Annotated in this window: 11 protein-coding genes; 7 read left to right on the top strand and 4 right to left on the bottom strand. The window is 44.6% G+C overall.

The genetic code is table 11. The features are described from left to right. Nucleotides 1–146 precede the first annotated feature (146 nt). The 5 genes from GTQ38_RS14505 to GTQ38_RS14525 all read left to right on the top strand — a co-directional run bounded on the left by GTQ38_RS14505 (nucleotide 147) and on the right by GTQ38_RS14525 (nucleotide 4,215). Complete coding sequence (locus GTQ38_RS14505; protein ID WP_238857945.1) at nucleotides 147–1,169, top strand: amidohydrolase family protein; 1,023 nt, start codon at nucleotides 147–149, stop codon at nucleotides 1,167–1,169. An 87-nt stretch (nucleotides 1,170–1,256) separates the two neighbouring features. Then, nucleotides 1,257–1,745, top strand: a complete 489-nt coding sequence (locus GTQ38_RS14510) for an RNA polymerase sigma factor (protein ID WP_161436267.1) — start codon at nucleotides 1,257–1,259, stop codon at nucleotides 1,743–1,745. A gap of 4 nt (nucleotides 1,746–1,749) precedes the next feature. Next, nucleotides 1,750–2,358, top strand: coding sequence for a hypothetical protein (locus tag GTQ38_RS14515; RefSeq protein ID WP_161436268.1), 609 nt, complete (start codon nucleotides 1,750–1,752; stop codon nucleotides 2,356–2,358). A gap of 47 nt (nucleotides 2,359–2,405) precedes the next feature. After that, entirely contained in the window at nucleotides 2,406–2,819 is a 414-nt protein-coding gene (locus tag GTQ38_RS14520) for a DUF3052 domain-containing protein (RefSeq protein ID WP_161436269.1), read from the top strand. Between the two features lie 55 nt (nucleotides 2,820–2,874). Further along, nucleotides 2,875–4,215, top strand: coding sequence for a nucleotide disphospho-sugar-binding domain-containing protein (locus GTQ38_RS14525; RefSeq protein ID WP_161436270.1), 1,341 nt, complete (start codon nucleotides 2,875–2,877; stop codon nucleotides 4,213–4,215). Nucleotides 4,216–4,233: 18 nt separating this feature from the next. Here GTQ38_RS14525 and GTQ38_RS14530 read toward each other — a convergent pair whose 3' ends face one another. From GTQ38_RS14530 to GTQ38_RS14545, 4 genes are read right to left on the bottom strand one after another with little or no spacing between them, the layout of a single operon-like run. After that, nucleotides 4,234–4,947 carry a 4'-phosphopantetheinyl transferase family protein gene (locus tag GTQ38_RS14530; protein ID WP_161436271.1) on the bottom strand — a complete coding sequence of 238 codons (714 nt, stop codon included), beginning with the start codon at nucleotides 4,945–4,947 and terminating at the stop codon, nucleotides 4,234–4,236. Nucleotides 4,948–4,960: 13 nt separating this feature from the next. Then, nucleotides 4,961–6,301, bottom strand: coding sequence for a thioesterase domain-containing protein (locus GTQ38_RS14535; protein ID WP_161436272.1), 1,341 nt, complete (start codon nucleotides 6,299–6,301; stop codon nucleotides 4,961–4,963). A 4-nt stretch (nucleotides 6,302–6,305) separates the two neighbouring features. Next, complete coding sequence (locus GTQ38_RS14540) at nucleotides 6,306–9,245, bottom strand: non-ribosomal peptide synthetase (protein WP_161436273.1); 2,940 nt, start codon at nucleotides 9,243–9,245, stop codon at nucleotides 6,306–6,308. A 13-nt stretch (nucleotides 9,246–9,258) separates the two neighbouring features. Next, nucleotides 9,259–10,515: a HupE/UreJ family protein gene (locus GTQ38_RS14545; protein ID WP_161436274.1), complete on the bottom strand. Its 1,257-nt coding sequence runs from the start codon at nucleotides 10,513–10,515 to the stop codon at nucleotides 9,259–9,261. Between the two features lie 347 nt (nucleotides 10,516–10,862). Here GTQ38_RS14545 and GTQ38_RS14550 point away from each other — a divergent pair, with 347 nt between their 5' ends. Both GTQ38_RS14550 and GTQ38_RS14555 read left to right on the top strand, forming a co-directional pair. Next, nucleotides 10,863–12,446, top strand: a complete 1,584-nt coding sequence (locus GTQ38_RS14550) for an amino acid adenylation domain-containing protein (RefSeq protein ID WP_161436275.1) — start codon at nucleotides 10,863–10,865, stop codon at nucleotides 12,444–12,446. Beyond that, the gene (locus GTQ38_RS14555; protein WP_161436276.1) at nucleotides 12,436–12,681 is read left to right on the top strand and encodes an acyl carrier protein; all 246 of its coding nucleotides are present in this window, start codon (nucleotides 12,436–12,438) and stop codon (nucleotides 12,679–12,681) included. Before GTQ38_RS14550 ends, GTQ38_RS14555 begins: the two co-directional genes overlap by 11 nt.

Here is a 12,681-nt window from a genome sequence, read left to right on the forward strand (position 1 = left end):
TTGAATTTTACGAAACATTTGCGATTCCATAGCCGAAATAGTAGTACATTCAGGTTTTAAAACCGCAAGATCCCATGTCCCTTAAACAAAGTATAACAATCCTAGGCCTGTCTGTTCTTTCCTTAGTTCAAACTGCAGCCCAGGAAATGAGTTTTGAAGAATACAATCCCGTATCCACCTTGGTTGTGCCATCTCACGAAGTACCCAGGGCAAAATTCCCCTTTATAGATATTCACAGCCATCAGTTTAGGATGGCCTCTCAGGATCTATCCAGGCTGGTCGCGGATATGGATAAGCTAAATATGGCCGTTATGGTAAATCTAAGCGGTGGTTCGGGGGAAGGGCTTAAAGCAGCTCTGACAAACGTAAAAGAGCATTATCCCAACCGCTTTGTGGTTTTTGCCAACGTCAATTTTGATGGCGCCGGAGGAGCTGATTGGGCGAAAAATGCGGTAAGTCAACTAGAGCAGGACGTCAGGAACGGAGCAAAGGGACTTAAGGTCTACAAAAGCCTGGGATTGCGAAACAAAGATGTTGATGGTAAAAGACTGGCGGTGGATGATCCAAGGTTAGATCCAATATGGGCCAAATGTGGTGAATTAGGCATTCCGGTGTTGATCCATTCTGCCGATCCAAAATCGTTTTGGGACCCTATGGACAGTGAAAATGAGCGATGGCTCGAGCTTAAGACCAGGCCAAGGCGTAAGCGTTCTGACACGGATCCGGCTCCCTGGCAGCAGATCATAGATGAACAACACCGCATGTTCAAAAAGCATCCCAATACCAACTTCATCAATGCACATATGGGCTGGTATGCCAACGATCTTGGAAAACTGAGCGAACTTATGGATCAAATACCCAATATGTATGTGGGTATAGCCGCAGTCATTGCAGAACTTGGAAGGCAACCCAGGAATGCCCGGGAGTTCTTTCTAAAGTATCAGGACAGGATACTATTCGGTAAAGACAGCTGGAAGCCCGAAGAATTCCCTACTTACTTCAGGGTATTGGAGACGGATGACGAATACTTTCCATATCACAAGAAGTACCACGCCTTTTGGTCTATGTACGGCATGAATCTTCCCGATGAAGTACTCAAAAAGGTTTATTACCAAAATGCCGGCAAACTGTTACCCGGACTGGACCTTTCCCTTTTTAGCACCAGGTAATTTCCGGATGGAATACATAAAATAATTTAGCTGGTTGTGATTTTTTCCTCAATTTGAACACTAATAGGGAAAAGGCGGCCTGCATAAATGACCAAAGAGCAGAAATTCACCGAGCTGATAAAGGACAATGAGGGTGTAATCTTTAAGATCACCACGGTATATACCAACAACGAGAGTGATCAGAAAGATCTGTATCAGGATATTGTGTACCAGTTGTGGAAATCCTTTGACAGCTTCAGGAACGAGTCCAAGATCAGTACGTGGATGTACAGGGTAGCTCTAAATACCGCTATTTCTCACCTCAGAAGCCGTAAGAAACAGCCTGGTGGTTCAGGAATTGATAAGATAGTGCAGCGCGCTACCGAAAATGAGGATCAGGAATTTGAAGATCGCCTTAAGATCCTATACGCCCAAATTCAAAAACTGAACGTACTGGAAAAAGGTTTAATGTTACTGCTGTTGGAGGGTAAGAAGTATCAGGAGATAGCCGAAATTACCGGACTTACCGAATCTAATGTCGGTACCAGGATTTCCCGGATCAAACAAAAACTAAAGTCCCGCATACTTAAAAGTTAAATCGATGGAACTGGAAGAACTAAAGAACTTGTGGACAGAACTGAGCGATGAGTTGGAGAAACAAAAAAACCTAACCGATAAAATCATTATGAATATGACACAACAACGTTATACCAATAAATTTGAAAAGATCACCCGATATGAATCCGTCGGAGCTGTAATTTGCTTTTTAGTAGCTATAGGTATTCTGTGGAAATTTGAAGAACTGGACACCTGGTATCTAAAATTGTGCGGTGGTATAACTCTGGCATTCCTTCTAATCATGCCGGTTTTGGTACTAAGGGCGATCCATCAGATCAAAAAGCTCAATATATTGGAGCTAAACTACAGGGACACCATTGTGGCATTTGAAAAAGCGAGGAATCACCTTTTAATGATCCAACAATTTGGAATTTATCTGAGTTTTGTCTTATTTTTTACCACCATACCGGTAGCTTCAAAGTTGTTATCGAACAAGGACTTTTTCATTATGGAAAAAGAATTCTCACTTTATGTCCTTATTGGGGTAGTAATGGTTTTCCTGTACTTCTTTGCACGATGGGGCTATCGGAGTTATAAAAAAATTACAAATTCTGCCGAAAATATCCTGAATGAACTTGATAACGGGGTTTGAACCGTTAGATAGCCTTAGGCTGGATCCGGTGGCCACATTTAGATTGCATGAGTACAAGCGGTTATTCCGGGACACCCCTGGCCCGTAAATTAGGTATTAAAGAAGGCTACGATGTTTACTTCATCAACCTCCCGGAACATTATTTCATGCTTTTTGATATACTGCCCGAGGTGAATGTCATAGAAGATCCTTCTGTAGAAAGCCTGGATTTTATTCACCTTTTCTGCACAGAAAGGGCCGCATTTGAAAAGCATGCTTTAAGAGTAAAGCCATTTCTGAAGAAAAATGGGATGTTATGGGTCAGTTGGCCCAAGGGTAGTTCAAGTATTCCTACGGATCTGGCGCGCGATCCTATCCGCAATTACCTGCTCGAGAACGGATTGGTTGATGTAAAGGTATGCTCGGTAGATGAAGATTGGAGTGGACTCAAATTCATGTATCGAATAAAAGACAGGAAATAATGATAAATTACCTTAATGCCCTCTCCATCCTGCTGTTGGGATTTAAATAATCAGAATGGCTCATATCGCGATAATCACTTCAGGTTCCATAGGTTTTCTCAATGCGAGTTTCGAGCTAATGTCCCGTTTACAAGAAGAAGGTCATCAGCTAACCTGCCTCAGTTGCCTGGATGTGAGGTCCAGGGTGGAAGAGCAGGGTTTTCCTTATATGCAGCTCCCCGAGATCAACTTTTATCCTGTTCTTAAAGGCCCGGACGGAAAAGAGGCCAAAGGCTGGAAAGCCAGGTTCAGGCTCCATCTGAAGCGTTCAAAATACCTGAGTGAGCAGGGGAGGGAGCTACTGGGGCTGGACGAGTTTAAATCGAAACTACAGCAACTACATCCTGATTTTGCCCTGGTGAATATGGAGCTGCATGAGGCCATCTTTACACTGATGGATTTAAAGATCCCGTTCAAACTTCTGAGTTCCTGGTATAATTTCTACAGAATAAAAGGCCTGCCTCCTATAAGACGTTTGATCATTCCCGGCCAGGGGTTCCAGGGAAGCGCCCCGGGTATAGCTCACGGTTGGGCCTTCGTCAAGGCCAAGATCTACGGTAGATACCTCTTTGACATGCTGCAATTCCGAAATTACAGAAGAGTTCTCTTAAAAAAATATGCCAGGCAACTAGGTTATCCGACAGCAAACCTGATCCACCGGAATTTCCCTTCGATTTACATCCATAAAAGGCTTCCAATACTGACAATGACCTTAAAGGAATTGGAATTTCCACACGACTCTCCGGATCGCTTTAGCTATTTGGGACCGATGGTATTTGAAAAGCGGCAGGACAAAGTCTCTCCGGAGACCCAGGAAAAATTACGGCACATCTTCGAGCGTAAAAAAGCTTCGGGTTCCCGGCTCATTTATTGTTCTGTTAGCTCAAACAAACGGGCAGACGCTGACTTTTTGAAAAATGTTATAGAAGCTGTGAGAGGCGTGAAAAGTTGGCTCTTGGTGATGACAACAGGAGGAAAGATCCCGGAATCCTTTTCTAAAGACCTTCCGGATAACGTCTATGTGTTTAACTGGCTGCCCCAATTGCAGGTGCTGAAGGAAGCTGATTGCAGTATTAACCACGGCGGTGGACATGCCATCAGTGAGTGTATCCATTTTTCTGTACCCATGTTGATCTTTTCCGGCGGGGAATACGATCAGAATGGTTGCGCTGCGCGAATTAGCTATCACGGCTTAGGGATTCTCGGGGATACGAAGCAGGACGATGCTAACGCCATCCAACAAAAAATCGAAGAAATACTTCAGAATAAAAAATATCAGGAGAAGATGGAGCAGATGAACCTGCTTTATAAGCAGTATAGATCCAGGACATTGAGCCCACTGATCTTGTCCGAATGATGTTTGAGGATTCAGAATTTATAAGAAAGTGGACTCCCACGGCTTAAAGCGGATCTCAGTTTCCCTGTCCCTGATGGCCACTGCGGCCAGGTGTTCCTCATCCAGCCTGTGTGAACGCATTTGCCAGTGAACTCTTTCGTCAGCCTCCCACAAGGTTTCCAATAGTTCGGCTTCCTGATCATCTTCCATTGAGACTGCAAAAGCGTCCAGAGGAAAACTCAAACCCGTTCCCAGGGCTTTTATGATGGCTTCTTTGCGCGTCCAACATCTGTAAAAAGCCGGGATCTGTTCATTTTTTGGGAATTTACCCAATCTTTCTACCTCTTTGGACGAGAAGAAATTCTGAGCAATGGAAAGCGGTTGCAGTTCCGGATTGAGAAATTCAACATCCACCCCAATTTCGGTATCCCGATGAAAGCCCAGTACCGCATAGGATCCGGAATGCCCCACATTGAATTGGATGGAGTGATTTCCGTGAAGTGAGGGTTTCTGATAGGCGCTGTATTCAAATTCAACAGCCTCGGGATCTGTGTTTAAATATTTACCCAACAATGTGCGTAGTACTCCTCGGGTAAGTATAAAGCGATGTTGGTCTTTGGTAAATTTAAATTTTTCTGATCGTTCTACTTCTGCTTGGGATAGTGTGCTCTTGAGTAAATCTAAATGAGGCAGGGCATCATTAAAGGGCAGTATCCAGATGATTGCTATGTTTCGTTCTAGATCACTAAGCACCACGAAAACAGTTTTAGGAATTCCTTTCCAGAATACACTCTTCTATCTTTTTGGCAACGTATGGAACGTCGGATTTTTCAAATAGGGTCCTGTGATTGCCCTTAGTATGCAATACTTTAATATCCGCGTCGATCTCCTCTTTCCAGGAATTCAGGATCATGGTATTTATCCTTTCGTCCGGTTTGTTGGTAAGTATCAATGAAATTCCTGTATTGTGAGGCTTCCAATCGTAAGCTAAACAAACTTTAACGAGATTGGTTCTGAGCTTTTCCAGGGCCTTTTGATCATCGTTGCCAAACCATTTGATAAGTGTTGGACGGATCATCCAGATCCGGTCTTCTATCATAAATCGAATGGTTTTAAACGGATTCCTGAAGAAGCGCTTTATAAAGCCTGACACCCTTAGCTTAAGCCGGTCCGGCGAATTCAGGCTCCAGGGCCGTACCATGGTATCCACAACGATCAGATTGTAATCCAGGCCTTGCCGCTTCATTTGTATGGCCATTTCATGACCCACTGCGGCACTGAAACAATATACCATCACATTATAGGGGCCAACAGGCTGTACGGATCGCATGGCACGGATGTAATCCGAAGTCATTTCTTCAATACTTCCATGCAACTGTTTTTCCCCGTAAAGCCCGGAAGGCTGTATAGCGTAAAGCGGTCTTTCCGGATCAATATGCTCAGTTAGTTTGTTGTAGAAGAAGACATGGCCTCCTCCTGCATGAATACAGAACAGAGGTGCTTTGCTGCCTTCCTTGCGAAGGGCGACAAGATAATCCCATTGTTCCTTTTCTCCTTTATGGTCCGAAATGAAAGCCGCCAGCGATTCAATGGTCTGATGATCAAACAACTGATTTGGTGATAACATGATCCCTATATCCCTTGCTTTTGCAATAAGCTGGATGCTCATCAGTGAATCTCCCCCAATATCAAAGAAGTTTTCTCTGATTCCCACGGCCTCAAGGTTGAGAACCTCTTTCCAAAGATCCGAAAGCTTTTCTTCTACCTCAGTCAATGGTCGGGACAGTTCTTCCTCCGGCCTGGTCAGCTTTTCGGATCGGATTTTTTTAAGAGCCCTTTTGTCTACCTTCCCGTTTGGTAGTAATGGGAATTCAGGGATCTCCACGATTGCCGATGGAAGCATATAATCAGGTAGACGATCTTGAATATCAGATCTTAACTCGTTAATATCCAAACCCTTATCTGCGGTAATATAAGCGCGAAGTCTTTTCTTATTTCCTGTTGAGGATGCCCCGTTCTCGCCGTTCTGCCACTCTTTTATGCGATAGAACAGTAATTCGCGGTCCTTGTCCGTTAAAGCTTTTAGATCTTCCAGAAATGCCCCCACAACCTTAGTTTTGTTTTGTTTCCGCCAGTTTTTGTAATACGAATTCCTTTTCCGCTTCGCTAAGTGAAGTTACCGATTTTAAAAGTATCAGGCGTGTTTTTTCATCCATAGACTTCATAAATTCCTCCAGGTCTTCGGCCGAAGGCACTGCCTGAACAGTACTTTCCGTATTGGGGACGTCCTCGGCCAGCACCACCGCTCCGGTAACCAACTTGTTGTTCATCAAGGCATTTTCAATCTCATCCAACTCTACTCGATATCCCCTTATTTTAACCTGCTGGTCCTTTCTGCCGATGAATTCTATTAGCCCGTCCTTTCTATATTTCCCCAGGTCACCCGTTCGGTACAGACGTTCCCCGGCAACACCTTTGAAAGGATTCTCGACAAAAAAGTCGCTATTGAGATCATCCCTTTTCAGGTAGCCGGAGGTGAGACCGGGCCCACCTACAAAGATCTCGCCAATTCCGCCGGGAGGGACAAGGTTTAGATTTTCGTCTAATAAAACAACCTGGGCAGACGCTACCGGACGCCCAATTGGAATTTCGTTAACGGTATCTTCTTTTTTTATTTGATGAGCGATACACCATACGGTTGCCTCGGTAGGCCCGTACTCATTGTAAAGCTTAATTCCTGAGGTTTTCTCAAAATGTCGCTCAACCAGAGCTGTAGGGCAGGATTCTCCGGCCACAATGACGGACCTTAAGACAGCCAAATCCTCTGCTTTCCCGAATTCCAGCAATAATCCATATAGGGATGGCAACATAAGCGTGTGGCTTACGTCATTTTTGCGGATCAGCTCGGAAAGCCGATCAATATCCTGTTCTATTCTCTTTTCGGATACTACCAAAGTTCCACCTGTACATAAGGTCCAGAAAATACCGGCTTTGGAGCTGTCAAAGGAAACCGAAGACATCAGCAGGAATACTTCCGGGCGCTCAGGATAAAAGGTAAGTCGGCCTTCCGTAGACCGGATTATGTTCCCATGTGTTATGGGCACCCCCTTGGGTCGACCTGTGCTGCCCGAAGTAAAGATCACATAGGCAAGATCAGATGGCTTAACCTGAGGCAGATCTTGTTTTTCAAAGGAATGCTCAGCTTCGGATTGATCAGCTACAAACAACCTAACTCCGGAATTTGCAAAGCGTTCTTTAAGATCTCCTTCTACAAGAACGTACTCACAATCCGAATCTTCCAGCATAAAACTTATTCGCTGCTCCGGATACTCAGGATCAATTGGCATATAGGCGCATCCGGCCTTTAAAATTGCCAGCAAGCCTATAACCATCTCCAGGGATCGGTCTATACACAATCCAACAATCTTGTTTTCACCCCGGGTATGTTCAAAGATGGTCAGGGCGAGTTCTGTTGCCCTTTGCTCCATTTCAGAGTAGCTGATACCGTGATCTCCGAAAACCAGAGCTTGCGCATCCGGCCTTTTACTCGCTTGTTCTTCTATGATGTCGTGTATGGCCGCGTAACTGTTGTAAGGTCCTTTTTCTTCTTTTGAGGTACTTAGAAAACTTTGCCGCTCTTTGTCGGTGAGCATGGGTATTTCGGTAAGGGACCTTTGTGGCTTGTCAGCGATACCCTCCAGAAGCAAAGTGTAGTGATCTAAAAACTGCTCAATGGTGCTCTGTTCAAAAATGTCCGTGCTGTATTCAAAATAGGGGGATAGTATCCCATTTTCGTTAGACATATACAGCGTAAGATCGAACTTGGACACTCCGGCGCCATAGAAAGCATGGTCTGCACTGAGACCTGCGGTAGTAAAGGGACTGTCCGGTACCGCGTGATAAATGAACATGGCCCGGAAAAATGGATTCTCGTTGAGAGAACGCTCCGGCTTCAGTTCGCGCACCAGTACCTCAAAAGGGACTTCCGCATTTGCGAAGGCCTCCAGGGTTGCTACCTTTACTTGCTGAACGAGTTCCCTAAAAGATGCGGAGGGATCAATCTTTTGACGTATCACCACGGTCTCATCAAAAAATCCCATGACATCTTCCAATGATTTTTGATTCCTGATAGAAACCGGGGATCCCACCAAAATATCTTTTTCCGAGCTATAACGCCAAAGCATCAGATAGAATGCGGATAACAGCAGTACATAAGGGGTCGTTCCCAGGCTTGTTGCCAGATCAAGTATTTCCTTAGACAGTTCTCTGCTCAGATCCCTGCGAATTGTATTACCTCTAAAGGTATACTGAGGTGGAGGAAGATGATCTGTGGGAAGATAAAGTTTTGGGATCTCTCCAGACAGTTTGTTTTTCCAATATGCCAGTTGGTTGGGATCAATACCCTTTTTTTGTTGCCAATAAGCGTAGTCCGTAAACTGAAGTTGGTCCTCCGGGACTACGGACTGTATTGGCAATGTTTCATCGGCGTAGAAAGCCGCGATCTGATCAGCCAAAAGGGACATAGACCATTTGTCCACGATGATGTGATGCATGGTGATGAGCAATTCGTGCTCCTCTGCACCTAATACAATCAAAGTGGCTCTTATGAGCGGGGGCTTGTCGAGATAGAAATCCGTGGCGGCTTCCTTATCCAGTATCGCTTTTCTCTCCGCTGCCTTATCGGCCTCAGCAAGTCCGGACAAATCGTGTTGAGTGACAGGAAGCGTTGTGGCATCCTGGACCTTCTGATATACGGTATTCTCCTCAAGGAAATAGGAGGTTCTGAGCACATCATTTGCCTCATAAACCTTTTGAAGGCTTTTGAGCAATGTGGCAACCGATAGGGGCCCCTTAAAAGTAAATAGTTCCGAAAAATTATAAACCGGATTTTCAGGATATAACTGTTGCAGGAACCACAGCCTTTGCTGCCCGTAGGACGCCGGGATCCTGACGTTCTCCGGTGCCCTGGTTATGCCAGGGGTAACGGCCGTTTCCTTTTGCCGCTCCTTCCATCGTTTTAGAATAGAACTTTCTTCCTGATGGTCTTTCATTGGGGTGCAATCACTATCTAAGTCCTAGCTTAACTGCAATCTTATATCCTTCACGCCTTAAGTAATCGTCTAGTGGCAGATCAATATCAAATGCCCGTTCAACAAACCAGTAGAGCGAAATAATTATAAGCATTATTGAGATGAACACCAAAAGTTTGGGATACAGTTTCAGTTTCCGAATAAGGTAAAGCACTGGGAAGATCATGGCAATAATAGCCACCTGACCCAATTCAACACCAATATTAAAGCCGAGTAATGAGAGTGTCAGATTTTCTCCTTTAAACCCGAGATCAGCCAAAACGCTGGCAAAGCCAAAACCGTGGAATAATCCAAAAACAAAGGCAATTACCCAATCCCTACCCTTAAAAATAGGCTTGATATTGTGATAAGCCGCCAGGCCGATGGAGAAAGCGATAATAGTTTCCACCAGGCGAGAGGGTAAATTGATGATGTTCAGAGAGGCCAGGCTCAAAGTGATGGTATGGGCGATAGTAAAAAAGGTGATCACCTTAATGATATATATGAAAGCAGGCCGAAACTTAGGTACCGGATCCCATCCCCAAATATCAAATTTAGGTTTGCTCGTTTCTGATTCAACCGCCAGTTTTGGTTCCCGTCTTCGTACAACTGAGGGAAGGATAAGGGCGACCAGGAAAAGAATGTGATCCAACCCGATCCAAATATGCCAGACACCTTGTCTCACCATGGCTTCAAAGCCTTTCCAAAGGGATGTGTCCGTCAGAGACATGGTTTTCGTACTGTTACCCTCGGTAAAGTCCAGGGCAAATATGGTTTCATTGTTGATAAGACCGGCTTTCCAGTTGTATTCCATGCCCAAAAGGTTCATTTGCTTGGGATCGTTCTCTAAGAAAGCCGAATAGGTCACTGTCAGTTCATCCGGAAGTTTTTCTACATTTTCCAGTTTGAAATGAAAAAGCAGGAAATCCCCGTCCTTGACAAAGATCTCTCCACGTTCTCCGGTAAAAACGATCTTATGCTCCCCATAAACTGAAGAAAAGGCGGTGTTTGCCAGGAAATAGGCTTCGATCTGAGCTAAATAGGGCGCCAGTTCCTCTGGTGTAGGGTGTAAGGGTAAGGAGAGGCCCAGGGTTTCGTTCAGGTCCGTTATCTTGACATCAAACCTGCCTTCTATACCCGCGGTTTCATAAACCCTTAAATAAATATAGCTCTGATCAATACTGTGGCTATAAGCTGCATGAGCAGACAATAAGAAAAAAATACAAAGGAATAATCGTGAGATATGCTTCATAGAATTTTTGTTAAAAGTAAGCAAAACTTTTGCTGATCCGCGATTGTCGAATGAAGGTTAGGTGGTTTAAAATATTATCAGGAAATTGACGCAACTCTTTGCAAGATTACGAATCTTTAAAAATATACCTGGCGAATCCGCATATTTTCTCGAAATTTTCGTTAAATATGCTACAATTTTTGAAAAAACCTCATTTAAACCGGTTTTTTTCGACGATTGTACCGAAAGTCAGGTTCACAACCTGCCCGATTATTTGACATCTTAGAAATCTTAAGCTAATTTTACGGCGCACGTTTTTCATGTTACTGCCCCTTGAAGAATGGCTGTGAACGAAGCCTATTGTGGACATGATATATAATTTGGCACAAATCATTGAGCGGTCTGCTGCTCAATTCCCTAATAAAGAAGCATTTCGATGCCTCGATAATGCTATCACCTATTCAAAACTTGAGGAGCAATCCAATCAGTTGGCTTCCTACCTGATAGATGCCGGATTGCAAAAAGGGGACAGGGTCGGGATCTTTATGAACCGATGCCTGGAAACCGCTACAGCCGTACACGGCGTCTTTAAGGCCGGTGGGGCTTTTGTCCCTATTAATCCGTTTATGCCGGTTGCCAGGGTCGTTACTATTATGGCTGATTGTAACATACAACATCTGCTGACAACCCCTGCCCAAAAACCAAAGATTGACAAAATTGCCGCCGAAGCGCCCTTTTTGACTTCGGTTGTAGGCCTGGCGGAGGTAGAAAGCCCCGATGTAAAGGCCTATACCTGGGAAACGGTATTTTCAAGGTCCCTGGAAGCTTTCACACCTCCTAATATCCTGGAGCAGGATCTCGCGTTTATTTTATATACCTCGGGTTCTACGGGAACTCCAAAAGGTATTATGCATACGCATTACAGTGGTTTAAGCCTTGCCAGACTGGCGGCGGATCTCCATGATTTTAGTAGCGATGACCGGGTGGGTAATTTTGCGCCCCTGCATTTTGATCCCTCTACCTTCGGCTATTTTGCGGCTCCTATGGTCGGGGCTACTACTGTTATTATTCCGGATGCTCATTTAAGACTACCGGTAAGCCTTGCGGCACTGGTAGCAAAAGAAAAAATTACCGTATGGTATTCTGTACCGCTTACCCTGGTACAGGTTCTGTTACATGGAGAGATAGACGAGCACGACTTTAGCAGCCTGCGCTGGGTGCTATTCATAGGGGAGGTATTCCCGGTAAAACACCTCAGGGAATTGATGATCAAATGGCCGCACGCGAAGTTTAATAATCTTTACGGGCCGGCAGAAACCGTCGCCTGTACCTATTATATTATTCCTGAACCACCCGAAGTGGATGAAATGGTCCCTATTGGAACGGTTTGGGGAAATACGGACTATATGATTATAGACTCCGCTGACCAGGAAGTGACAAAGGGTGAGGTAGGGGAACTCGTAGTAAGAACTGCCACACTTATGGCGGGATACTGGAACAATAAGGAACTTACGGAAAGGTCCTTTTTGAGGCTTCCTCAAGCTGCCGGTTACGATCATATCTTCTACCGCACAGGAGACCAGGTAAAGGAGAACGAAAAGGGAGAATTGCTCTTCCTGGGTAGGAATGACCGTCAGATAAAACTACGGGGATATCGTATTGAACTGGACGAGATAGAAGTGACCCTTCTTAAAAATGACCAGGTTGAAGAGGCCGCGGTTGTCGTTGTGGAAACTGCTGAGGACGAAAGGGAACTGGAAGCTGTGGTCCGTTTGGTGGCCGGTTCAGGTATGCATGCGGATGAGATCCTGAACTTCAGCAAAACCTTCCTGCCTTCTTATGCTGTACCCAGTTCGCTTAGGATTATGGAGGACTTCCCGAGAACAGGCTCAGGAAAAATTGACAGGAACGAAATAATAAAAATATTGGAGGCCCAGGTCTATGACGGATAAAATAGCCAAATATATTAAGGAGGAGGTGGCCAATGAACCCCTTACAGAGCTTGATATGCAAGAGGATCTCCTGGGAAGCGGTATCATAGATTCTGTTGGAATGATGAAATTGGTACTATTCCTGGAAAACGAATTTGACGTTAAAATTGGACCTTCAGATATGACAGTTGAAAATTTTCTTAACTTAAATAGTATAGAAAGTTTTCTTTTGAAACGAAAACAAGAGACTGGTTGA

Source organism: Poritiphilus flavus (assembly GCF_009901585.1).
In the GTDB taxonomy this organism is placed as follows: domain Bacteria; phylum Bacteroidota; class Bacteroidia; order Flavobacteriales; family Flavobacteriaceae; genus Poritiphilus; species Poritiphilus flavus.

Excerpts from the sequence above, each read along its gene's own strand:
- GTQ38_RS14545 (WP_161436274.1), bottom strand. The coding sequence starts at position 10,515 with ATGAAGCATATCTCACGATTATTCCTTTGTATTTTTTTCTTATTGTCT.
- GTQ38_RS14515 (WP_161436268.1), top strand. The coding sequence starts at position 1,750 with ATGGAACTGGAAGAACTAAAGAACTTGTGGACAGAACTGAGCGATGAG.
- GTQ38_RS14510 (WP_161436267.1), top strand. The coding sequence starts at position 1,257 with ATGACCAAAGAGCAGAAATTCACCGAGCTGATAAAGGACAATGAGGGT.
- GTQ38_RS14550 (WP_161436275.1), top strand. The coding sequence starts at position 10,863 with ATGATATATAATTTGGCACAAATCATTGAGCGGTCTGCTGCTCAATTC.
- GTQ38_RS14520 (WP_161436269.1), top strand. The coding sequence starts at position 2,406 with ATGAGTACAAGCGGTTATTCCGGGACACCCCTGGCCCGTAAATTAGGT.
- GTQ38_RS14540 (WP_161436273.1), bottom strand. The coding sequence starts at position 9,245 with ATGAAAGACCATCAGGAAGAAAGTTCTATTCTAAAACGATGGAAGGAG.
- GTQ38_RS14555 (WP_161436276.1), top strand. The coding sequence starts at position 12,436 with ATGACGGATAAAATAGCCAAATATATTAAGGAGGAGGTGGCCAATGAA.
- GTQ38_RS14525 (WP_161436270.1), top strand. The coding sequence starts at position 2,875 with ATGGCTCATATCGCGATAATCACTTCAGGTTCCATAGGTTTTCTCAAT.
- GTQ38_RS14505 (WP_238857945.1), top strand. The coding sequence starts at position 147 with ATGAGTTTTGAAGAATACAATCCCGTATCCACCTTGGTTGTGCCATCT.